Source organism: Chitinibacter sp. GC72 (assembly GCF_009760905.1).
In the GTDB taxonomy this organism is placed as follows: domain Bacteria; phylum Pseudomonadota; class Gammaproteobacteria; order Burkholderiales; family Chitinibacteraceae; genus Chitinibacter.
Genome location: NZ_VIRW01000004.1, coordinates 266,916 through 289,663, shown reverse-complemented (window position 1 = coordinate 289,663; position 22,748 = coordinate 266,916). Strand labels below are relative to the sequence as shown.

Annotated in this window: 23 protein-coding genes; 14 read left to right on the top strand and 9 right to left on the bottom strand. The window is 56.4% G+C overall.

Features of this window, described 5'->3' with window-relative positions; translation table 11 throughout:
- Positions 1-196 precede the first annotated feature (196 nt).
- On the top strand, positions 197-955 hold the full coding sequence (locus FLS37_RS06290; protein WP_157315097.1) for an ABC transporter substrate-binding protein: 759 nt from the start codon (positions 197-199) through the stop codon (positions 953-955).
- 9 nt (positions 956-964) lie between these two features.
- Here FLS37_RS06290 and FLS37_RS06285 read toward each other — a convergent pair whose 3' ends face one another.
- Positions 965-1,429 carry an MEKHLA domain-containing protein gene (locus FLS37_RS06285; protein WP_157315096.1) on the bottom strand — a complete coding sequence of 155 codons (465 nt, stop codon included), beginning with the start codon at positions 1,427-1,429 and terminating at the stop codon, positions 965-967.
- Positions 1,430-1,515: 86 nt separating this feature from the next.
- Between FLS37_RS06285 and FLS37_RS06280 the strand changes: the two genes are divergently transcribed.
- The 7 genes from FLS37_RS06280 to FLS37_RS06250 all read left to right on the top strand — a co-directional run bounded on the left by FLS37_RS06280 (position 1,516) and on the right by FLS37_RS06250 (position 5,662).
- Complete coding sequence (locus tag FLS37_RS06280; RefSeq protein WP_157315095.1) at positions 1,516-1,905, top strand: VOC family protein; 390 nt, start codon at positions 1,516-1,518, stop codon at positions 1,903-1,905.
- A 20-nt stretch (positions 1,906-1,925) separates the two neighbouring features.
- Positions 1,926-2,363 (top strand): EVE domain-containing protein, encoded by a 438-nt coding sequence (locus FLS37_RS06275; RefSeq protein WP_232522516.1) that lies wholly within the window; start codon positions 1,926-1,928, stop codon positions 2,361-2,363.
- On the top strand, positions 2,360-3,160 hold the full coding sequence (locus tag FLS37_RS06270) for a sulfite exporter TauE/SafE family protein (protein WP_157315093.1): 801 nt from the start codon (positions 2,360-2,362) through the stop codon (positions 3,158-3,160). The genes FLS37_RS06275 and FLS37_RS06270 overlap by 4 nt, the downstream gene beginning before the upstream one ends.
- Positions 3,157-3,555: a hypothetical protein gene (locus tag FLS37_RS06265; RefSeq protein WP_157315092.1), complete on the top strand. Its 399-nt coding sequence runs from the start codon at positions 3,157-3,159 to the stop codon at positions 3,553-3,555. The genes FLS37_RS06270 and FLS37_RS06265 overlap by 4 nt, the downstream gene beginning before the upstream one ends.
- A gap of 71 nt (positions 3,556-3,626) precedes the next feature.
- The gene (locus FLS37_RS06260; RefSeq protein WP_157315091.1) at positions 3,627-4,022 is read left to right on the top strand and encodes a PliI family lysozyme inhibitor of I-type lysozyme; all 396 of its coding nucleotides are present in this window, start codon (positions 3,627-3,629) and stop codon (positions 4,020-4,022) included.
- On the top strand, positions 4,019-4,885 hold the full coding sequence (locus FLS37_RS06255) for a DMT family transporter (protein ID WP_157315090.1): 867 nt from the start codon (positions 4,019-4,021) through the stop codon (positions 4,883-4,885). Before FLS37_RS06260 ends, FLS37_RS06255 begins: the two co-directional genes overlap by 4 nt.
- A 270-nt stretch (positions 4,886-5,155) precedes the next feature.
- Positions 5,156-5,662: a hypothetical protein gene (locus tag FLS37_RS06250; protein ID WP_157315089.1), complete on the top strand. Its 507-nt coding sequence runs from the start codon at positions 5,156-5,158 to the stop codon at positions 5,660-5,662.
- A 23-nt stretch (positions 5,663-5,685) separates the two neighbouring features.
- On the opposite strand, the gene FLS37_RS06245 is transcribed toward FLS37_RS06250, so the two are convergent.
- Positions 5,686-6,828 (bottom strand): PLP-dependent aminotransferase family protein, encoded by a 1,143-nt coding sequence (locus tag FLS37_RS06245; protein WP_232522515.1) that lies wholly within the window; start codon positions 6,826-6,828, stop codon positions 5,686-5,688.
- A 58-nt stretch (positions 6,829-6,886) separates the two neighbouring features.
- Here FLS37_RS06245 and FLS37_RS06240 point away from each other — a divergent pair, with 58 nt between their 5' ends.
- Positions 6,887-7,348: a MarR family winged helix-turn-helix transcriptional regulator gene (locus FLS37_RS06240; protein ID WP_157315088.1), complete on the top strand. Its 462-nt coding sequence runs from the start codon at positions 6,887-6,889 to the stop codon at positions 7,346-7,348.
- A 14-nt stretch (positions 7,349-7,362) separates the two neighbouring features.
- Here FLS37_RS06240 and FLS37_RS06235 read toward each other — a convergent pair whose 3' ends face one another.
- From FLS37_RS06235 to waaC, 3 genes are read right to left on the bottom strand one after another with little or no spacing between them, the layout of a single operon-like run.
- Positions 7,363-8,031, bottom strand: a complete 669-nt coding sequence (locus FLS37_RS06235; protein ID WP_157315087.1) for an HD domain-containing protein — start codon at positions 8,029-8,031, stop codon at positions 7,363-7,365.
- A gap of 57 nt (positions 8,032-8,088) precedes the next feature.
- Positions 8,089-9,387 (bottom strand): lipid IV(A) 3-deoxy-D-manno-octulosonic acid transferase, encoded by a 1,299-nt coding sequence (gene waaA / locus FLS37_RS06230; protein WP_157315086.1) that lies wholly within the window; start codon positions 9,385-9,387, stop codon positions 8,089-8,091.
- Complete coding sequence (gene waaC / locus FLS37_RS06225) at positions 9,384-10,391, bottom strand: lipopolysaccharide heptosyltransferase I (protein WP_157315085.1); 1,008 nt, start codon at positions 10,389-10,391, stop codon at positions 9,384-9,386. The genes waaA and waaC overlap by 4 nt, the downstream gene beginning before the upstream one ends.
- A 157-nt stretch (positions 10,392-10,548) precedes the next feature.
- Here waaC and FLS37_RS06220 point away from each other — a divergent pair, with 157 nt between their 5' ends.
- From FLS37_RS06220 to FLS37_RS06200, 5 genes are all read left to right on the top strand, one after another.
- Positions 10,549-11,160, top strand: coding sequence for a diguanylate cyclase (locus FLS37_RS06220; RefSeq protein WP_157315084.1), 612 nt, complete (start codon positions 10,549-10,551; stop codon positions 11,158-11,160).
- Positions 11,161-11,233: 73 nt separating this feature from the next.
- Entirely contained in the window at positions 11,234-12,280 is a 1,047-nt protein-coding gene (cobT, locus tag FLS37_RS06215; protein WP_157315083.1) for a nicotinate-nucleotide--dimethylbenzimidazole phosphoribosyltransferase, read from the top strand.
- Positions 12,281-12,282: 2 nt separating this feature from the next.
- Entirely contained in the window at positions 12,283-12,891 is a 609-nt protein-coding gene (locus FLS37_RS06210; RefSeq protein ID WP_157315082.1) for a histidine phosphatase family protein, read from the top strand.
- Positions 12,891-13,625: an adenosylcobinamide-GDP ribazoletransferase gene (cobS, locus tag FLS37_RS06205; RefSeq protein WP_157315081.1), complete on the top strand. Its 735-nt coding sequence runs from the start codon at positions 12,891-12,893 to the stop codon at positions 13,623-13,625. The genes FLS37_RS06210 and cobS overlap by 1 nt, the downstream gene beginning before the upstream one ends.
- 102 nt (positions 13,626-13,727) lie before the next feature.
- Positions 13,728-13,994: a hypothetical protein gene (locus FLS37_RS06200; protein WP_157315080.1), complete on the top strand. Its 267-nt coding sequence runs from the start codon at positions 13,728-13,730 to the stop codon at positions 13,992-13,994.
- A 48-nt stretch (positions 13,995-14,042) separates the two neighbouring features.
- On the opposite strand, the gene msrB is transcribed toward FLS37_RS06200, so the two are convergent.
- The 4 genes from msrB to FLS37_RS06180 all read right to left on the bottom strand — a co-directional run bounded on the left by msrB (position 14,043) and on the right by FLS37_RS06180 (position 22,731).
- Positions 14,043-14,435, bottom strand: coding sequence for a peptide-methionine (R)-S-oxide reductase MsrB (msrB, locus tag FLS37_RS06195; RefSeq protein WP_157315079.1), 393 nt, complete (start codon positions 14,433-14,435; stop codon positions 14,043-14,045).
- Between the two features lie 22 nt (positions 14,436-14,457).
- Positions 14,458-15,513, bottom strand: coding sequence for a hypothetical protein (locus FLS37_RS06190; RefSeq protein WP_157315078.1), 1,056 nt, complete (start codon positions 15,511-15,513; stop codon positions 14,458-14,460).
- The gene (locus FLS37_RS06185; protein ID WP_157315077.1) at positions 15,510-17,156 is read right to left on the bottom strand and encodes a diguanylate cyclase; all 1,647 of its coding nucleotides are present in this window, start codon (positions 17,154-17,156) and stop codon (positions 15,510-15,512) included. The genes FLS37_RS06190 and FLS37_RS06185 overlap by 4 nt, the downstream gene beginning before the upstream one ends.
- Positions 17,157-17,247: 91 nt before the next feature.
- Positions 17,248-22,731: an Hpt domain-containing protein gene (locus FLS37_RS06180; RefSeq protein WP_157315076.1), complete on the bottom strand. Its 5,484-nt coding sequence runs from the start codon at positions 22,729-22,731 to the stop codon at positions 17,248-17,250.
- Positions 22,732-22,748 lie beyond the last annotated feature (17 nt).

The following is a 22,748-nucleotide window of genomic DNA, read 5'->3' as shown; positions in this document are numbered from 1 at the left end:
TTTATCCTTGACCGGGATTGATTGATGTCGATTCCCAGCTCCACCGTGATGCCCAGATAAGCCTGGCTCAGCCCCCACTAGCTGGACTTCGTGTGCTTCTGTAGCGCCGAGCTGGCTGATGCGGGGCTCGTCGCCAATCTGCAGCATACGGATACCCCGAATTGACGTGCCAAACGGCAAACTCTACAGTGGTGTCATGCCAAATTCTTATACAAAGCTTTCAGCATCCATCATATTTGCGCTACTCAGCACCCATGCTGCGGCGTTGCAAATTACGCTGGCCAATGGTGAATGGCCGCCGATTCTGGGGCAGAAACTGCCGGGGCATGGCTATGGCAGCCAGATTGTCAGCCGCGCCTTTGCCCATCAGGGCATTACGGTCAACTACGCATTTATGCCGTGGCGGCGTGCACTCGAAGCGACCAAACAGGGGCAATATCATGGCACGCTGCTGTGGAGCAGCAACCCGGAGCGCCAGCGCGATTTTCTGCTTAGTCAGCCGGTGTACCGCAGCCAAACCGTGCTGTTTTACCACCGCCAGCAGGCACGCTCATGGCGGCAAACCGATTCGCTACGCAATGCCCGGGTGGGCGTGAGCAATGGTTATAACTACGGCGCACGCTGGCGCAGCCTGCAGGAGCAAGGTTTTTTTACGGTGGATCAGGCCAATAGCGACGCGCAGAATCTGGCCAAGCTCTATATCCAACGCATTGATGCTTTTCCTTGCGAAGCGATTGTCTGCCGTCATCTGATCGCGACCACATTACCCGCTCGCGCCCGCACCGAGCTACGGCATGATCCGCTGCCTGTACATAGCGAAAACATGCACCTGATGCTAAGCCGGAAAACAGCGCAAAGCGACTGGCTACTACAGCAATTCAATCAGGGCTTGCAGCGTATGCGGCAATCGGGCGAGCTGGCCAGATTGCTTGGCGTAGCCCAGCTGCAGCGCTAGACCCATCAATCAGGCGTCTTCCCAGGCGGCATACACGGCCGCCTGTCCATGGCAAACGCCTGCAGCATCCAGCAGATTCCAGACCGTAACATCCTTGATCCAGAACCGCCGCCCGGATTTGGCAATCCGCAGGCCGCGATAGCCGCTGGCATAGCCCTGTTTGCTCACCGCATCGAGTAATTGCTGGCGCTCTTCGCGATTGGGCGCTTCGGCAGACAGCCGCGAAGGCAGGCCGATCAGCTCGCTGGCCTGATATTCAAAACAACGCAAGGCGGTGTCGTTGGCAAAGATAAAGCGCGGATCAGCGCTGGCTTCGTGCGCCAGCACGCAAAATGGCGCATCATGCTGCAGCCAGGCGGCGGCCTGCGCAGGCGAAAAATCGGACGGAGCCAGCTCGCGCCCGAGCAGGCGGCGGTGGCTATCAAAAATCAGTTGCAATAATTCAGGCTGGGTCATGGCGGGTTCAGCAGTCATTGGTCGGCGCCGATTATATCGCGGCCTTGACTTTGGCAGGCGGGCTGGGCAGATTAGACGTTTGTTTCACGGCACAAGGACTTACCATGCACATTGCTCATCTGGGCCTCTGGAGCCGCGATCTTGAACGCAGCAAGCATTTTTACTGCCACTATTTCGGTGCCAGCGCCGGGGCGAATTATCACAATCCGGCCAAAGGCTTTCGCTCGTGCTTTTTAGATTTTGGCCAAGGCGGCCAGCTGGAGCTCATGCACAGCAGCACGCTGGAATTGCCCACACAAGCACCCGGCCAGCAGCAGATCGGCCTGACTCATCTGGCGATCAGCACAGGCTCGGCCGAGGCGGTGGACACGCTCACCGAGCGGCTGCGCAGTGATGGTTACACCATTGCCAGTGAGCCACGCCGCACCGGCGATGGCTATTACGAAAGTGTTATTTTGGATCCCGATGGCTGCCGCATCGAAATTACGGACTAAACAGAATGCAATACTGGCTGATGAAATCCGAACCTGATGATGTTGCGATTACCGATCTGGCCTTGCGAGGTACGGTGGGGTGGTATGGCGTCAGAAACTATCAGGCACGCAACTTTATGCGAGATACCCAGCAGGTGGGCGATGGCGTGCTGTTTTATCATTCATCGTGTGCCGAGCCGGGCATTGCCGGGTTTGCGCGCATTATTAGCGAGCCCTACCCTGATCCGACGCAATTTGACCCCGAATCCACATATTTTGACCCCAAAGCCAGCCCAGAAAAACCGCGCTGGATACAGCGGGATGTGGGCTTTGTGCGCCAAACGCGGCTGTTGTCCTTAAGTGAGATGCGGCAATACCCCGAGCTGGCGAATATGCTGGTGTTGCAAAAAGGCTCTCGGCTGTCGATCACGCCGGTGAGCGAGGCCGAGTGGACGTTTATTCAGGATCTGCTGGCATGATGGCCATTTTGCTGGCCTGCCTGGGCGTCGGGCTGATCGCGGGGTTTCTGGCCGGGCTACTGGGCGTCGGCGGCGGGCTGGTGATTGTGCCTGCGCTGCTGCTGGTGTTTCATCAGGCCGGGTTTGCCAGCGAATTGCTGCAGCATCTAGCGCTGGGAACCAGCCTGGCGACAATCATTTTCACCGGCGCAGCCAGTGCACGCGGGCATCACGCCAAGGGCGCGGTACGCTGGGATATTGTGCGCTCAATCACGCCGGGCATTGTGCTGGGTACCTTTGCTGGCGCGCAGATTGCCGCGCTGATTTCAACGCAGGCGCTGCAGTGGATCTTTATTATTTTTGCCTATCTGGTCGCGGGGCAAATGCTGCTTGACCTGAAACCCAAGCCATCGCGCCAGCTACCCGCAGCGCTGGGGTTGGCGGGCAGTGGCAGCGTGATCGGGCTGGTGTCAAGCTGGGTGGGTATCGGCGGCGGCTCGCTATCGGTGCCGATGATGAGCGCCTGCAATGTGCCGATGAAAACAGCCATTGGCACTTCATCGGCCATCGGCATTCCAATCGCCCTGGCTGGTGCCGCTGGCTATATTTACAGCGGCATGGGTATTGCCCGCTTACCATTGTATTCATTGGGCTACGTCTATATACCTGCACTACTTGCCATTGTGCTCGCCAGTTTTCCAATGGCCAAGCTGGGCGCGGCAGCGGCACACCGCCTGCCGGTGGCAACACTGAAAAAATGCTTTGCTGCCCTGCTGATTGTGCTGGCCAGCAAAATGCTCTGGAGCCTGGCAGGATGAAATACCTGCTGACCATCTTGCTGCTGGCAAGCCCATCAAGCTACGCGCTTGAAACCATAAGCAGCGAATGCCAGCGTGCATTGACCGAGCTAAACCGCCATATCACGGCGCACAGCGGCAGCTTGACGCTGGCGGCGCTGGAAACCAGTCAGCCTGCCGACGCCGTTCGCCTTGCCTGCGATGGCAGCCCGGCGGCGTATCAGCAGTCGATAGCCCAGCTGAGCCGCCGTTTTCTGCCTGCACCCACTACCACTGCTACCGCGCCCAATGATTATCTTGAAACCGCAGGCGAGCTGCTGGCGCTGACCGCATGGATTGCGCTGATCGCCACCGGGCATAGCGGCTGCCTTGCCATCAACGCCTCACCCCTTACTCTGAGCGCCCTATGCAGATAGTCCAGATAGTCCAAAAAATTCAAATCGTCCAAATAGCCCCTCTACTGCTGCTCAGCCTCTCTCTGCATTGCATGGCGCTGGAAACGCGCTTTGTGCAGCAACTACCGCTGCCTGATAATCGCAGCGTCATTCAGGTGGCCGAGGGCGATAACGAGCCACGCAGCACCGGCAGCTACAGCATCCGGCTGTATGGCGGCAGCAATCCCGATTTTCCGCTGGATGATTTTATCGCCGGGCAAATCTATCCGCGCGACGGCAGCATAGAGCGCGTACTCAATACCGATGCCGACGGCGATGGCAACAGTGAAGTGGTGGTGGTCAGCCGCAGCGCGGGCAGCGGCGGCTATCTGACGGTGGATGTCTTCAGCTGGCAAAACCGGCAGATCAAACGCATCTTTTCAGTCAGGGATTTGCCACCCAAAACCGATCCGCTGCGCGAGCTCAAACGTCTGATGCGCAAACGATGAAATCCAGCCTAGCCAGTGGATATGCCCTGCTGATTGTCATCTGGTCGACCACGGCACTGGCGATTAAATGGGGGGTGAGCGGCATCCCCTTTACCCTGGCGCTGATGGTGCGCTTTGATCTGGCGGCTATGCTGGGGCTATTGTTGCTGCTCTGGCGCAAGCAGAGCTTGCCGCTGGATCGTGCGCATTGCCGCGCTTACGCAATTGCCGGCATCGCCACCGCGCTGTCGATGCTGTGCTCATTCTGGGCTGCGCAGTTTATCGCCTCCGGCCTGATCGCCGTACTGTTTGGTCTGGCCCCGCTGGCCACCGGCTTATTTGCCGCCCGCTGGCTAGACAGCCCGCTACGCCGTGCCGAATGGCTGGCGATCCTGCTCAGCCTGAGCGGGCTGGCGATTATTTTCAGCCAGCACCTCAATCTAAGCCCGGCTGGCCTGCCCGGCATGGCGGTCTTGTTGCTGGGCATGACTTTGCAATCGGGCGCGGCGGTGTTGCTCAAACGGTATGCCAGCACGCAATCGGCACTCAGCGTCAACGCCGGCGCGCTGCTGGTGTGCGCAGGCCTGAGCACGGCTTTCTGGCTCATTTCCAGCGCGCCTTTGCCAGCGGCGCTGCCGGGGCGGGCGCTGGGTGCGCTGATTTATCTGGCCAGCATTGGCTCGGTGCTGGCGTTTAGCCTGTACTACTGGCTGATTCGCGAATGTCGCCCGATCAGCGTTGCGCTGATTTCGCTCATCACCCCCGCCAGCTCTTTGTGGCTGGGACACTGGCTCAATCACGAAACCGTGCAATGGCACGAGCTGGCAGGCACAGCGCTGATCATGCTGGGCCTGGGTCTGCAGATTCTGCAATCTCGTCGCTGATACCCCTGCCCGTATCGCTTGCTGAGTTTTTATTTATTTAGCCTTGAGACATATACCCCTTTGGGATCATTCTGAACATCCCGGAAAACGGCGTAAACAGCCCGGCGCGCAGCAGTAGTCAATTCATTTTTCCATTACTGATCAGCAACTTAAGCGACAAACGGCGCACAAAAACACTGTGTGATTATGCTCACAATGTAGTCAAACTATTGCAGTTACATCAGAATTCACTTATACATTAGCGACTAGCCAAGGCAAAAGGTGGTTCACATGGACGAACTCGTTTACACCAAAACCAGCGCAGGGGTGCAGGAATTGCAAACCCGCAGCGGCGCGATTGGGCAAAAAGAACGTCAACTCTTGTTTATGATCGATGGTCAGCGCAGCTCGGCCATGCTGGTGGCCATGCTGCCGGGACAAGAAGTGCTCGCCAATCTGAAAAAGCTGCTCGATGCCGGATTTATCAGCCGCAACAATCACCAACAGCAAGTGCTAGAGCAAATCCAGTTTTCCGGCCCCACTACCATCGCCCCGCCTCCGCCGCGCAACAATAGCTTTCAGTTGAATGAAGCCCGTAAAGTGATTTTGTCGGTCACGCATGAGTTTCTGGGGCAAAACTGGGAAGACAAGCTCGCCATCATGCTCAGCAGTGTCCGCTCAATTGAAGAGCTTAAACCCATCGTGGAAGAATGGGCCAACGCCCTGCGCCGCTCCGGGCACCGTGGCGCAGCCTACAACGGCGAGCAGGCGATCGAAGCGATTTTCAAAAATCAGTAAACCTTAACCCAGTCAAAACCTGCCTAGGCCGATTCAAGCAAATTGGCCAGCCGCCGCACTCCATCCTCAATTTGCGCTAGCGTGCTGTGGCTGAAATTCAGCCGCAGCGTGCTGCGCTGTGCCGATCCGGCCGGGTAAAACGGCGTTCCCGGCATGATCGCCAGCCCTTGCGCCAGTGCCTGCTGCATCAGCGCCAGCGTGTCGCAGTGCTGATTGAGCGTCAACCAGAAAAACAAGCCACCGGCCGGTTGCTGCCAGCTGGCTTTGTTGCCCAGATAGTGCCTTAGCGTCTGATCCATCACATCGCGCTTCTGACGGTAAATCGGCAAAATGCGGGCCACATGCGCGTCGAGCTCTCCGCTGTGCAAAACTTGGGTCACGATATGCTGACTCAGGCGATTGCTATGCAGATCGGCAGCCTGCTTGAGCCGGGTCAGCGGCACAATCAGCTCCGGGTGGGCAATCAGATAGCCCAGCCGTAATCCGGGCGCCAGCGTTTTTGAAAACGAGCCCTGATAAATCCACTGCGCCGATTGCAGGTGCGAGACCAACGGCGCGGGGGCAGCGCCATCGAAAGCCAGATCGCGATACGGATCATCTTCAAACACTGGCATGCCCTGCGCATCTAGCGCTGCGGCCAGCTGCTGCCGACGCTGCGCGTCATAACAAGCACCAGTCGGGTTTTGGAAAGTGGGGATTAAATAGACAAACTGCGCTGCACTGGCGGCAATGCCCTCCGGCTTGAGCCCTATCTCGTCCTGCTCTGCCGCTTGGCAATGAGCGCCAAACAGCTCAAAGGCCTGCAAAGCGGCCAGATAGGTGGGCGACTCACACAACACCGGGGTGCCATCGTCTATCCATAGCTTGGCCACCAGATCAATCCCTTGTTGCGAGCCATTCAGAATCAGCACCTGCGAGGCCTGACACGGCAAGCCCATGGCCCGCACACGCGCGGCCACCAGCTCGCGCAAAGCAGGCTCGCCCTCGGAGGGGCCGTACTGCCAGATCGAATCTGGAATCCGGCTGTGTGAGAAATCGGGCTGGAACAAGGTTTCTGCTGCGGGCAGGCCACCAGCAAAAGAAATTACACCGGGAGCTTGCGCAGCGGCTAAAATTTCCCGCACCAGCGAAGGTTTCAAGCGATCAATACGTTGAGCAAACATCATGGCACCAAATAGGTCAACAGTATAGACCTATATTAACGCAAACAGGAAATACGTCAATATGGTTGACATTACCGCCGATCACCCCGGTGCATCGCATACCGAATACGAACTCAATTGCGCACTGGAGCTGCTGTTTTATGGCTACAAAGGCTTTACCGCGCAGCCAGACGCGATTCTGGCGCAGCGGGGGCTGGCCCGGGTCCATCACCGAATCTTGTATTTTGTCGGCCGCCAAGGGGGGCTATCGGTCAACCAATTGCTCGCCAAGCTGGGCGTGAGCAAGCAGGCGCTGAATGTGCCGCTGCGCCAGCTACAGGAAGCCGGGCTCATTTGCGCCACACCATCCGAAATTGATAAGCGGGTTAAATGTCTGGCTTTAAGCGATGAGGGTATAGCGCTGGAAGAAGCACTGTCAGGCGCTCAGCGGGCAATACTGGACAGGGTATTTGCCGAATGCGGCCAGGAGGCCGAAGCCGGGTTCAAGCAGGTATTGGGCGTGCTGGCCAAAATGACGCAGTAAGAGCTGATGCTACGCTAGACTGATTCAGGGGCTGCAGCGCCCCACTCGGCAATAAAAGTATCGCGAAACTCGCGCAACCAGCGCAGGCGCTGCTCGCCCAGTTTGCGGCCTGCCGCGGTGCTCATGGTGGCGGGCAATGTCGCCAGCTTCACTTCGATGTGATCCAGCGCGTAGGCCTTATCATCCATTTCGCGCCCAAGCGCCTGCGGATCATTCGGATGCGCCAGCGCGCTCCCCATCCTTCCTGCGGTGTAATACAGCCGCGCTAGCCCAACCGCACCCAAGGCATCCAGCCGGTCGGCATCCTGCACGATTCGGGCTTCAATGGTCTGTGCCGTGATACCCGCCGAAAAGCTATGTGCTTCGATCGCATGCACTAGCGCTGGGAGTTGATCGGCTGGAAAACCCAGCGGCGGCAATAACTCGCATGCCTTGGCGGCGGCCAGACGCGAGGCCAGATGCCGCTGCGGATCGTTCTTTGGCATATTGACCAGATCGTGCAGATTGCAAGCCGCCAGCACAATCAGTACATCTGCCTCGGCATGCTCTTTGAGCAGCACCTGCGCGTTCTGCCAGACACGGTGCAAATGATTCAGATCATGCGCGCCATCGTTCTGTGCCTGCATACTTGCCAAATCAATCAGGCGCCAACGCCAGTTTTCAATGTGTTCCAAAGAGGCCATTTGTACAGTTCAGCGTATGAGATGAAAGGGGCTTTCCAAAGGAGAAAACCAGCGCATTTATGTGGCCTGATCAAGCCAGACTTGCACATGCCGCAGCAGCGTTGCCGTTGCGCCGCGATGCGCCTGACTGAAGGCCACCCCAGCCTGTCCCATTGCACTACGCCGCGCTGGATCATCCAGCACCGCCAGGGCTTCGCGACACACCGCGCTGGCGTCATCGCCTTGCCAGGCCGCCCCGGCGGCGATGGCTTCGAGCGAGGCCTGTGCAAAATTGAAAGTCGATGGGCCGATCAGCACCGGGCAGCCGCAAGCGGCGGCTTCGATCAGATTCTGGCTACCATATTTGAGCAAAGAGCCGCCCATCATGGTGACATCGGCGGCGCTATACCACGCGGCCATTTCGCCCATAGTGTCGCCCAGCAGCACTGAGGCTGTAATGGCTTCACCCTGCCACTGGCTTCGGCGCACATAGCTCAAGCCCATTGACTCGATTAGCGCCGCAACAGCATCAAAGCGCTGCGGGTGACGCGGGACGATCATCAGCAGCGTGTCTGACAGCCGATCTTGCAAAGCCTGCAGCACCAGCGCCTCTTCGCCATCGCGACTGGAGGCCAGAAGCATGGTTTTGCGTGCCAGTGCGCTTTTCCAGCCTTGCCCGCGCTCGATCAATAATGGGTCAAGCTGGTTGTCAAATTTAACATTCCCCATCACCTGCACGTGCTGTGCACCCAATTGCGTTAAACGCTCGGCATCTGCGCGGGTTTGGGCGTAAACACCAGCCAGCTTGGGCAAGGCCCAGCGAAACAGCGGGGCCAGTTTCAAATAGCCATTGAGCGATTTTTGCGACAGGCGCGCATTGGCCAGCACCAGTGGCACCCCTGCCTGCTGGCATTCGGCGATGCAATGCGGCCAGATTTCGGTGTCGATAATCAAGCCCAGGCAGGGCTTGAACGTGCGCAAAAAACGCCGGATAGCGGCAGGATAGTCGTAGGGAAGAAACACCACGCGGGCATGAATGCCTGATGCTGCGCCAAACAAATCCTGCGCGGTGGCACGCCCGGTGGGCGTCATGCAGGTCAGCAGCAAGGGGCGTTGCGGGTATTGCTGGTGCAAGGCCAGCACAATGCTTTGCGCTGCGCGCATTTCGCCAACCGAAACGGCATGCACCCAAACAGGACAGGTATTGCCCTGAAAATCTTTTCCAGATTGCTCTAGCGGATAATACCCTAAGCGTTCGCCCCAGTGATTCCGGTATTCAGGCTGCTTGCGGCTGCGTTTTAGCAGATACAGCCAGACCAGCGGAAAAACCAGCCACAGCAGAACGCGGTAGCAGGCGCGTGCCAGCCAGGCGCTCATAGTGTGTTTGATCCGGCCGGCCAGCCAGCCAGCATGGCATCCCACACCGCCTCAACACCGGGCGCAGCACCACGTTGCCCCAGATTGACCGCGTAGCTGCTCGCCCGGATACCGGTCAAGAGCGGATCGGAGGCGCAAAAAATCGCGATGGTTGGCACGGCGACTGCTGCAGCCAGATGCACCAACCCGGTATCAACGCCCACCACCATCGTGCTACCCGCCAGCAAGGTGGCGGCATCGGTTAAACTCAGGCGGGGAGCGACGATCGCCGCAGGCAATGCGGCGGCCAGACGCTCGGCACGTTCGCGCTCAGCCGTGCTGCCCCATGGAAACACCGGGCGCACGCCGCGTGCCAGCAATTTTTGCCCCAGTACAATCCAGTGCGCCTCCGGCCATTCCTTATCGGCGCGGCTGGTGGCCGTCAGGCAGACGACATACGGCGAATCGGGCAGCCAGCTCAGTGCTGGCCGATTCTCGATCTGATCACTCATCCGTAGTCCATAATCAATTGCGCCTTCGGCACGGTAGCCCAGCGCTGCGGCGCTCAGCTGGCGGTTACGCTCGATGGCGTGCAGCGCCTTGCTCACCGGATAGGTACGGCAATACGCCAAACTGGCCAACGGCTCGCGGATCGAGTGACGGTCAAATCCGGCCACCGGGCCGCACGCCATTCTGGCAATGGCCGCACTTTTGATCAGCCCCTGCGCATCAAGCACCAGATCATAACGGCAGGCCAGCAACTCGGTTTTAAATGCTTGCCATTCGCGATGCGACTGCGTTGCCAGCAGCGATTTGCGCCAGCGACGCAAGGCCACCGGAATCACCCGCCGGATGGCCGGATGCAAGCGGGGCAGCTCGGCAAAACCTTCTTCCACCACCCAGTCGATCACCGCTTCGGGATAGGCGCGCGCCAGATCGGTCACCGCTGGCCATTGATGGATCACATCGCCCATCGATGACATGCGGACAATCAGGATTTTCTGTACGGTCGGTTTACTTTTCATTCGCATATTCTAACAGGCTGGCTGGTCGCTGGCTGATGCTTTATACGCTTGGCGGCAGCGCTTGCGCCTTGAATCGGCCACGGCCAATACGCGCGCAAAACTGCAGATTTCAAATGCCCTGCTACGATAAAAGGTAAACCCCAAGCTGGTGCGGCCCATGTGGATTATTCTCGGTATTGCATTATTGATTGTGATTGTCTGGCAATGGCACACCATCCGGCAATTGCGGCAGGATTTGTTCAATAGCGGCCTGAACGACAAGCTGACGGGCCTGTATCATCGCCATCACCTGATGGCGCTAGCCGAAAGTGAAATCAACCGCGCCCAGCGCAGCAATAGCAAAGTATCGGCCATGATTGTGGATCTGGATTACTGCGCCAAAATCAATCATCAGCACGGTCATCAGGCGGGCGATCTGGCCTTGCAGCATGTGGCACGCGCCGCCAATGAGTCGATCCGCGACTTTGATCTGGCCGGACGTTTTTCTGGTGAAGAAATAGTGCTCATCCTGCCCAATACCGACCAGCATGGCGCATGTGTTGTCGCCGAGCGGCTACGCAATAAGGTCAAACAAAGCACGGTGGTGCTGCCCGATCAGCAGCAGCTGAATATCTCGGTCACCATCGGTATTGCCACGCTGCATGAAGAAACCGAAACGATTGAAGACCTGCTGCTGGCCGCCGACACGGCGCTACAGGCCGCGATGAAAGCCGGAATCGACCATATCCACCTGTATCAAGTCGAAGACGAGAACGCAAGCCCGACGTAAAAAATCCATTTGCCCAAGCCCCGCCATACGGCTAAAGTCAGGCCATTCGTTTTTTGCCGACTAGCAGCCTACCATGACCCAAATACAACATTCTCTGGCCGACGCCGCACGCGAGCGCCAGCAACAACTCACCAAACCTGCGGGTAGCCTGGGCCGACTGGAAGAGCTGGCCATCTGGTTTGCTGCACGCCTGCCCAGCCCGCTACCGAGCAGGCTGAACCCCAAGCTGGCGATTTTTGCTGCCGATCACGGCGTTGCCGCCGAAGGCGTTTCAGCGTTTCCAGCCGAAGTCACCGCCCAGATGGTGATCAATTTCATGAACGGTGGCGCAGCGATCAATGTGCTGGCGCGCCAGCATCAGATTTCGCTCTCGGTCATCGACGTTGGCGTCGCCACCGAATACCCGATGCCCGCACAAAGCAATGCCCGCCTGTTCCGCACGCCGATTGCCAAAGGCACTGCCAATCTGCGCCATAGCCCGGCCATGAGTGCAGCCGACTGCACCAAAGCCTGGCAAGTAGGCTATGGCGCAGCCATTGAAGCGGCCAAGGCCGGTAAAAACCTGCTGATTGGCGGCGAAATGGGGATTGCCAATACCACGGCTGCGGCTGCGCTGATTTGCGCCTTAACGGGGTATGGCCCTGAAGAGATTGTAGGCAGAGGCACAGGGATTGATACCCTGGCTCATGAATTAAAAATCCAGGTGGTCAAAGATGCGCTGGCGCGGGCCAGCGCCGCAGGTGCGCATAGCGCAATGGACTGGCTGCGCGAAGTGGGCGGCTTTGAAATTGCCGCGCTCGCCGGCTTCTACGCGGGCGCGGCCGAAGCGGGCGTGCCAGTCTTGCTCGACGGTTTTATCACCACAGCAGCAGCGCTGGTAGCGGTCAAAGACAATCCGGCCGTTGGCGACTGGCTGCTGGCCAGCCATGTTTCGCAAGAGCAAGGCCACAAGCTGGCGCTCGATGCCCTGCAATTGCAAGCCATGCTCGATCTGGGCCTGCGTCTGGGCGAAGCCAGCGGTGCGGCCTTGTGCGTGCCACTGCTGCAAAGCGCGCTGGCCCTGCACGCTGAAATGGCCACTTTTGCCGAAGCGGGCGTTGCCGCGGCCAAGATGGTGTAAAGATGGCCTGCCGCTTGACACTGATCCGCCACGGCGAAGCCGAGGGCGCCAACGAGGCCATTTTCGGCCAGAGCAACCCGCCCCTCTCCAAGCTGGGCCGTGCGCAACTGCAAACCCGCTGGCAAATGCTCTCGGCGCAACCCGTTGATGCCATTGCCAGCTCGACCTTGGCGCGCTGCGCGGATTTTGCCCTCGATTGCGCGCAGCAACTGCAAGTACCGCTGCACCTCGACCATGGCTTTCAGGAAATACACCTGGGGTGTATTGACGGTAAAGCCAAGGCAGAATGGAGCCCTGATGACCATACCCATTGGGACAGCTGGCAGCGCAATCCACGTCAACACCCTTTACCGAATGGCGAAGGCTGGGATGATTTCCAGCAGCGCGTGCTGGCGGCACTGGATGGCTGGTTTGCCCAAGGCGAGGCCGAGCATCGTGTACTGATTGCGCATCAGGGCACGATCAAGGCGATTTTGCTGGCGGTGTTTAATTTGCCGCCCGAGCGCCACCAGCAATTCTGGCTCGCCACGGCAGGTGCGGTCACGCTGTGGTGGGATGAGCACTACCCACCCATGCTGCTTGAGCTATCCAATACGCTGGCAGCCGACTGATGCGTGCACTGTTCGATTGGCGCCTGCCGGTACTGGCCATTCAATTTCTGACCCGCTTACCAACCCCGCAAATCAAGCAATTTGAGCCGCGCTTATTGGCGCAGTCGGTAGGCTGGTTTCCAGCGGTGGGTGCCCTGATCGGTGCACTGCTACTGATTCCTGCCTATACTCTCGCCCACGAGCCTTGGCTGGCCGCGATTGTGGCGCTGCTCGTCTGGGTGTGGGTCACGGGCGGCTTACATCTGGATGGTCTGGCTGACTTATCCGACGGGCTCGGTGCTGCGCATCGCGACCCCGCGCGTTTTCTGGCGGTATTGAAAGACCCGCATCTGGGCAGCTTTGGGGTCTTGAGCCTGATTATGCAATTGGCGCTCAAGCTGATCGTGCTGATGATCTGCATACGCGAGCAGCAATGGGCGGCGCTGCTACTTGCGCCGGCCTGGGCACGCAGCGGCGTGTATTGCTGGCAGACCCTGGCACCGCTCGCCCCCGGTATGGCCGAGCAATTTGGCTGGCAAAAAACACCTTATCTGGGCTGGCTCTGGTGGCTGGCGCTGCTGGCGTTATCGGCCTGGCTTAGCCCGTGGCTGTGCGCAGCACTGCTGGTGATGGTGGCTTATCGCTACTGGCTCAAGTGCAAACTGGGCGGCGTCACGGGTGACTGCCTGGGGGCAGGGATTGAAATCAGCGAAAGTGCCTTGCTCCTGCTGTTGGCCATCACCGTCAGTCTTTGAGGGCACATCAAAGCGCCAGATTAAAGAGCCAGCGGTGAGCGCAGCTGGACGTAGCACGGCACAGTGGCGATAATCGCGTTTTTATCTGAGCCGGTCTGCACCATGAAAATTATCCGCGTATTGGAAGTCTGGGAAAAAGGCATGGAGGGCGGCTTTGTCGGTACACTGCCACTGAGCGACGAGCTGCCTGTGGATTTTCTGTTTAGCCTGTTTGCCGCCGAACAGGACAAGCCCGACCCGGAAATGAAACTATCCTACTTACTCGACGAAGCCCGGCTGGAAGCGCTGCAACCCTTTTTGGCGCAGGGTACGGATTTTAGCCAGTTTGATTATATCCTTAGCGCGCACGGCATTCCGGATTACGAGTAGGTATTGCCACGCAAAGCTTGCTGAACAAGGCCTCCATGGCAATACCCATCATTCCGGGTAAAACTGCAATGCCACCGAATTAATGCAGTAACGCTCGCCCGTGGGCTCGGGGCCATCAGGAAAAACATGGCCCAGATGGGCGTCGCAGCGCGCGCAACGGACTTCTTCACGAATCATGCCGTGGCTTAAATCGCGGTGACGTTCGATACTGCCCGGCTCGGCTTCCTGCCAGAAGCTTGGCCAACCACAACCCGCATCAAACTTTGTCCCCGATTTGAACAGCAGGCTATCGCAGCAAATGCAGTGATATTCGCCTGCCGCCGTCACCCGATACAGCTCGCCCGAAAAAGGGCGCTCGGTTCCGGCCTGGCGGGTCACGCGAAAGGCTTCGTGGCTGAGCTTCAATTGCCACTCGGTTTCGGTTTTACGGATTTTGTCCATTTTGCTCTCGATCAATCAGTAATCAGGTGTAACGCAAGCGGCTTAACTCCAGCCGCAATGACAATTCAATCTGGCTAAGCGGTTTTTGAAATACCCGGGTCAATTTGCGCTCGGCTTGCCGCTGGAACAAATCCAGCTGCTGGGCATGGGCGTATTCCAGATGCACCAGCGCGCCTTCGTAATCTCCTTGCTGGGCACATAAAGTTTCCAGTAGCTGATGGGCTTGCTGCCCCATGGCAAAGCCACGAATCTGCTCGCCTAGCTGCAGGCATAATTCCAGCGCTGCGCGCGCCTCGAGCAATTTTTGCTGCTTTAAATAAATCCGTCCCAGAATCAGCGCCACATACGAGCGACACCACAAGCCACCCCATTGTTCGGCCAGCACCCGGGCCAGCTGCAGTTGCTCGTTGGCCAGCTCAAGCTGATCCTGATCGAGATAAATCAGCCCGGTGTAGATGTGAAATTCGGCCTGGGTTTCCAGATGCGGACGAAGCTGGAGCTTTTGCTGCAGGCGCGAGAGCAGGGTTTGCATTTCATCGTACTGCTGGCGCCGGTAGCAAGTGGCAATCAGCGCCAGCAGGCAATCAATATTCAATGCAATATCGTCAATACTGCTGGCCAGCGCCAGTGCGCGGCGCTGATATTCAAGCGAAATATCGAGCTGGTTAAATACCAGACACACCTGCGCCACACCGGAATAACCACGGATAAAGGCACGGCTGTCCTCGGCCTCGATTGCGGTCTGTAAAGCCTGCAGCCAGACATCGAGCGCGCGCATGTATTCGCCACGCAGCAGCTGGCTTTGCGCCTGCCAGTGCAGCGTTTGTGCCAGAAGGCTCCAGTTGCGCAGCTGGCGGGCAATCAGCCCGGCTTCACGAAAATCTTTCAGGGCGGCAACGGGCTGCTCACCAAGATCAATCAGATATTCGCCGCGATAGAGCAAAGCGACAGCCTGGCCCTGCGGATAAGGTATGCGCTTGGCTTGCTCGATGGCTTGCGTCATCAGCTCCGGTTTTTTTTCCTGCAGCATGGTCTGTTTTAATTCGGGCAGCGCAAGGTCAAATTCGTCCGGGCTCATACATAAGACTCCACACGGTTTCGGCCATCCCGCTTGGCGCGGTACAGCGCCTGATCGGCGTGCTGGAGCAATTCATTGCAATCGATCTCGCCACACAGCTCGGCCACACCAATGCTGCAGGTGGCCTGCAGCTGCGGGTGTATATCGCTCCAGCTATAATTTTGCAGCCGGGCCCGAATCCGCTCGGCGACCTCGACTGCCACATTGGCAGCCGCACCGGGCAGAAGCAGGATAAATTCTTCACCACCAAAACGGGCGAGCAAATCACCGCCCCGGCAGGTTTGCAGCAAAATAGTCGCCGCAACCCGGATCACTTCGTCACCCACCGCATGTCCAAACGTGTCATTCACAGCTTTGAAATGGTCCAGATCCAGCATCAATACCGACAAGGCACGCTGCTCTTCGCGGCAGCGTTGAAAGAGCACCGGCATTTCCTGATCCAGCTGCCGACGATTGCCGATGCCAGTCAGCGGGTCTTGCAAGGACGCATTACGCAAGGTTTGCAGCAATTCCGAATCGGCATTGCTTTGCTGGCGCAGCATGACGTTTTCCTGCCTGGTTTGCAAAACCATCAACTGGGTATCCAGTTCGCGAATGCGGCGCTCCAGCGCGGTATTGAGCTTGTCTTTGGCTAATTGCTGTGCATTCTGAATGGCCAGCTCATGATATTTTCGCCGGTTTTTCCAGGCCATTTCATGATCACCCATCAACTGCCCTAATTCGGACAATTGCGAGTAAACCCGGAGCATCAAGGTTAATGCGCCAATTGAAGCAATTTTGTGGCGCGCCAGCTCAAGAAACTCAGCTGCTTGGGGATAATCCTGCAAAGCAACACACACCTTGCCCAGATTGAGTAAATTGAGCGACTGACTCCACAAATAGCTGGTTTTCCGGTTAATTTCCCAAGCTCGGTATAGCCAATCCTTGGCTGCGTCGAGCTGACTCAAAGCCAGATAGGCTTCGCCGCGATAGCTATACCAGTCCGCCAGCCAGGCCGGGTGCCGGGTATTGAGAAAAGCGGCTTCCCCTTTGTGCGAGAGCGCCAGCACTAGCTCATAATGCCCCAGTGCATTCATGTCTGCGACAGTATGCAAATAGCTTTCGGTCAGCAAATCCTGATCATTGACCTGCAAAGCAAATTCCAGTGCTATTTCATGCCAGCGCAGGGCATCGCCCGCTTGCTGATGCGCGAAATAGACATTGCCAACCCCTAAGCAGGCCTCGATATACAGATCAACAGCCTGAATACTCAATGATTTTCTCAGGCAACTCATCCAACTTTTTAGCGCTGCGCCATATTCACTGCCAGAGAAATACAGCCGCCCGCGGGTGAGCTCAAGCTCTGCAGATAGGCGGGGGTGTTTGATTTTGGCATCCAACACCAGCAAACGAGCGATGGCTGCATGCCCATCGGCCAAATTGCCCAAGGCCCAGTGGCTACGAGCCAGCAGCAGCTGCGCCTGCGCTTCCTTGTCGAGAATCTGCAATTGCTGAGCCAACCGAACAGCATCGGCCATCAGTTCCACCGTACGCGCGCAATCCGGCACAAACCAGGCCAGGCCTTCAGCCAGCAGTTCATCCAGCTTGCGCTGCAGATCGTCGGTCATCGGTAAATTCACTACAGGCATAGTTAAACCAGCCATCCACCCTAGTCTTTCACTATAGCGTTGATTAAGCACAAAAGCTAAAACCCTGCTCGCGCAGGGTTTTAGCTTTTGTCGCCAATTGCCCAATCTATGCAGGCACACCTTCGGCGATGAACTGACGGATCATGCCCAATAGTTCATCTTCCTGATATGGCTTGCCCAGATAGGCATTCACACCCAGATCAAAAGCATATTTCTTATGCTTATCCGCAGTACGCGACGTGATCATGATGATAGGAATATGGCGCGTGTCATCAGCAACCCGGACATTCCGGGTTAATTCAAAGCCATCCATACGCGGCATTTCAATATCGACCAACATCACGGCCGGTTTCACATCGTGCAATTGCTGCAAGGCATCGACACCATCTTTGGCCGTGACCACCTGGAAGCCTTCACGTGCCAACAAGCGACCCGTGATTTTGCGCACGGTGAGCGAGTCATCAACAACCATCACCACAGGTGCAGTAGCCAGTTGTTCCGGCATGGTCGGTTGCGATGCTTGTACATCAGCAGTATTGGCATGTTGCTGCACCGAGCTAGCGATCTGCGTTGACTGTGCCAACAAAGCCAGCGGATTCATAATCAGAATGATCTCGCCAGTACCGAGTACAGTGGCACCAACCACACCGGGAATACGCGCCAGTTGCGGACCAATCGGTTTAACCACGACCTCCTGGTTTTTAACCAACTGATCCAGATGCAAGGCAATACGCTCGGCTCCAGAGCGCAGCAACACTACAGTGGAATAGCGCTTTTGCTCAGGAACAGCGTCAATATCGCCGAGCAAACGCGGCAAGTAGGCAAAGCGATAACGCTGCCCCATCCATTCCTGCGCCTGATTTTTGTAGAGGTCAGCCAGAGCTTCCTGCTTGAGCTCCTGAACCTGCTCCACCATCACCGATGGAATGGCAATCAACCGGTCGCCACCTTTTACCAGCAAGACCTGTGCGACAGCCAGTGTGAGCGGCAGATGGATCGTGAAGCTTGTTCCTTGGCCAGCCACGGTAGCCACGTCGATTTTACCGCCCAGATTGCTGACTTCATTCTTGACAACATCCATGCCGATACCACGACCCGACAACTGAGTCACCGTCGAGGCCGTAGAAAAACCGGGCTCGAAAATCAGCTGGCATACATCAGCGTCAGACATGGTTTGATCCGCTGCGATCAAGCCTTTCTCCAAGGCTTTCTGGCGGATGCGGGCAATATCCAGACCACGTCCATCATCCTTGAGCAACAATACCAGCTCATTGCCTTCCTGCCGGACCTCGATCTGGATCTCGCCAAATTCCGACTTGCCATTGGCAACACGCTCTTCGCTGGTCTCAAGACCATGGTCGATCGCATTACGCAGCATGTGCTCAAATGGCGAAATCATTTTATCGAGTACGCCACGGTCAATTTCAACGCGACCACCTTTCAACTCCAGATTGACCTTTTTGCCGACTTCCTTGCCAGCTTGCCGGGTCAAACGGTACAAGCGCTCGGAAACACTGGAGAAAGGTACCATCCGTACACGCATCAGACTTTGCTGCAACTCTTTGGTCATTCGCGATTGAGCCAACAGTGCCGCCGATGATTCATCGAGGTTTTTCAATAAGTTCTGCTGCACCGTGGCCACGTCATTAACCGATTCGGCCATAAAGCGCGTTACTTCCTGCAGACGGCTAAAACGGTCAAACTCCAGCGGATCAAACTCCCGGTGCATGTCCTGCACTTCTTTTTCACGCGCTTGCATCTGTGATTCGGCCTGAATTTCCAGCTCGCGCAACTGGGCCCGCAAACGCGCCACGTTTTCAGTCAAGTCGATCAACGATGACTTGAAAGCAATCATTTCCGACTCGATTCGGGTGCGGGAGATGGCAACCTCACCGGCCTGATTAACCAATTGATCAATCAATTCGGATTTAACCCGAATCACTGTTTTATTATCAGGGTCAGCGGCAGCCAACAGCTTGGGCATCACTGGCGAAACCTGGGCTTGCTCGACTTCAGGTTTTTCCTGAGCAGCAATCGCTGGCTTAGCGAGTTCGGCAAAGAGTGCCAGCACGATATCGTAGTCAGCCTCCAGACGAGCCACCAGCGTAGGATCGCTCGCCTGACTGTCGATCAGGCGTGACTCCATGATGTGCGCAGCTTCACCCATGCGCATTGCACCGCTCATGCGGGCGCTACCTTTGAGTGTATGCAGAGTCCGTTTGAGTCGTTTGAAAATCAGCTCTGCGTCGTCGCCTTGCGCCAGATTGCGAATATCCTCGCCAATCAAAGGCAGGAGCTCTTCCGATTCCTCGATAAAAATCGGCAATAACTGCTCATCAATATCGTCGTTAAGCGTAGCATCAAGTTCAAGTGCATTCACAGCACGCGGCTCGTCCACTGGTGCAAACAATTGCGCCACAGGCGAAGCATCATGTGGAACCACATCTGCCAGAGCTTCCGGCATGATCAATGCGGAAAGAACTGCTTCTGCTTCTGCTTCTGCTTCTGCTTCTGCTTCTGCTTCTGCTTCTGCTTCTGCTTCTGCTTCTGCTTCTGCTTCTGCTTCTGCTTCTGCTTCTGCTTCTGCTTCTGCTTCTGCTTCTGCTTCTGCTTCTGCTTCTGCTTCTGCTTCTGCTTCTGCTTCTGCTTCTGCTTCTGCTTCTGCTTCTGCTTCTGCTTCTGCTTCTGCTTCTGCTTCTGCTTCTGCTTCTGCTTCTGCTTGCAATGGTGTTGCCTCACCCAGATCCAAGTCCAGCGAAAGTTCTGCCAACTCTTCGCTTAATTCCAAAGACTCGGACAAACCAATCCATTCAGGCACTTCGGTTTCTGTCGGCAAATCGAGTAGCAACTCACCAATTTCGGTAGTTATCTGCGTTTCAGGCGATATATTTTCTACCGGCAAGGTATCAGGCAGGGGTAATTGTTCCTGCTCGGCGGCAAGCTCTAGGGCAGGCTCCTGATTCTGGATTTGAGCAAACAACGCCAATAAATGAGGGGCTGTTGCGGGCGGCTCTTGCTGCAAAATACTGGAGAGCATGCCGTGTAGCGCATCAGTTGCATCAGCAAACAATCCAACCTGCTCTACTGCATCTTGACCCAATTGCTGCAAAGCGTGCTCGACCGCATAAGCAAGCTCACCCTGCGGCAGAAATCCTGCCGTTGATGCGATGCCGCCCAGAGTATGAGCCGCAAGAATAAACTGCGGCTCAACTTGCTTGGTTTCAGCCAATACCGCAACACCATGCTGCATGGCCTGAATATGCTTTTGTGCCTCTTCGCAGAAAATACTGAATAGAATCGGTGAAACGCTAACGCCACCAATATCCAGACTGGCTTCTTCTTTCGCATCGTCCTCAAGACTTAACTCAAGTGGTGTACCGGCAGTAGGCTCATCAAGTTCAGAGTCCTGATCTGCATCCTGACGCAAGGTATTGGCTTCAGCTTCAATGGCGCTGGACTCAACAATAACCTGGCCATTTTGTTGTAGTTGTTCAACCCAATGCACAAAAGCCGTGTGGGTTTGCTGTAGCAGGCTGAGCAGTCGCCTAGAAACCGGCTTTTCGAGCTGCAGCCATTTGTTCATGACCTGCTCGATAGCCCATGCAACCTCACCAAGCTGGAACAATCCGACCATCCGGCCGCTACCTTTCAAGGTATGGAAACTGCGGCGAATAATGGTGATTGCTTCGTTATTCTGCGGATCGAGCGACAAAATCTCAATATTGGCCGAAATTGCCGCCAGCACCTCAACGGCTTCTTCAAGATAAATTTCCAGCAGTTCGGCGTCCATTGCCGCCTCAGAAACAGGCAATGGCTTATTAACTGGATCATCCCCAATCGGCACTGATGGTAGCTTCTCTTCTACTACAACGGCAGGCGCTTCGGATTCCATTTCCAGCGCAGAAGCGGCTTCTGGGAGAGGCAATTGAACTGCAGCCTCAGGAAGATTTGCCCCTCTCAAACGTGATAAGGCAGGCAGCAGTTGGTCTTGAGTTTCACGCTGCTGGGCCATGTCATCAACATAAAAGCCCAGTGCCGATAATGCTTCCGCAAGTTCTTCCAATTGTGACTGCTCAGGCACTTCGGCAGATTGAATATAATTAGCAATCCGCGACAGGCACTCCTGACATAGCTCTACCGCGGTCTGACGCTCCAGCATCATCAATGCACCTTGAATCTGGTGCAGCATCGGTTCAATCTGGGTCAAGCTCGCACCTTGAGTGAGATCCCGGAAATAGGCATCCAGAATTTCTTCCACCCCGAGCAAATTGCTGCGGATTTCATGCGACAATTGACCGAGCAACATTCTTTCCTGGGCTTCGCGGCTCACCTCGTCCAGTTGTGGTAAATCCAGACTCGCAGCAGGATCATTCAAGCGCGCAATCAGCGCATTGACCTGCTCCAGATAATCATCAGACTGGCTAGGGAAAATCAGCAGGGCATTTTCTGCCAGCAATAGACCAGTTGCGATCTCCAATGCCAGAGCATCACTGGCATTCGGAGCCTGCGCTGCTTGCAGCAAGGCGTCCCACAACAAATCAAAGCCGACAATATGCAGTTGAGCCGACTTTACTGCCAGTTGCTTCAAACTGGCTTGGACCGCTGGAATCTTTTCTGAGCTGCCGCTGGCAACTCGCGACCATAACTCTTTGGTCTGCAACACATCATCACGCAAAGCACGAGCAATCTGCTGGGCTGCGATTGTTTCAGGCAGGATAAGATCTTGCTGCTTTGGCAATAACTGAGCCAGTTCAAACTGCTGTGCCAGACCTTTGGCCAGCGGACTATCCGAATCCATCTGTGCCAAGACATACAGCAAATCGCGAAACAGGCGTTCAGCAACTTTGCTTGAACCATCAGTCAAACGGCGGATCTGCAAATTCAAGCGCAATAATAGCTGCCTGATTTCAAGATCAAGTTCTGTGCGATTGCTGCCCAAACCATCCACGACCCCTGCGGCAGTCCACCAAAACGTACGCGGAACGCTTAGACTTTGCGCCTTGGCAATATCTGCCAAGGCTGCGGCCATGACTGCACTGACCTCACTTTGCCCTTTCAACCAGCGCAGTAAACCACTTTCGTAACGAGTACGCTGCTGACGAATATGCTTGACCAAATCCTGGGCATTCAAAGGACTGCTTGGTAAGCCTGCAGGCAAATCGAGAATCAGCTGGGGAAAAAACAGCTCAGCACCCGAAGCACTGCTATTGCGCAATTGCGCCAGCGCCCGAAAGGCGGGCAATAGCGTCAAAGGCACATTGGGCATGCCAGCCATCAGCCGCATCAGATATTGTTTAACATCTGCCAGGGCTTGCTGCAGTTGCGGAACGCATGAATTATCGAGCTCTCCGCGCTCAAGCAGAAGAACAACCTGCTCGATTTCCTCACAGAATCTCGCCGCACCAGCCAACTCAACCAGCTCTAGAGCGCCAAAGGCCTGATGCAAATAGCTGGCTGAGTGTTTCAGGTTGGCGGCGTCTGCCGACTGTACAAAAAGTGTAAGCGCATCACCGGCTTTTGAGAGGGCGCTATCAATTTCAGCGTTCACCCACAACAAAGAGCCTTTATCGAATTCAGTATGCATGCTCATGGCAGAATCCCATGAAA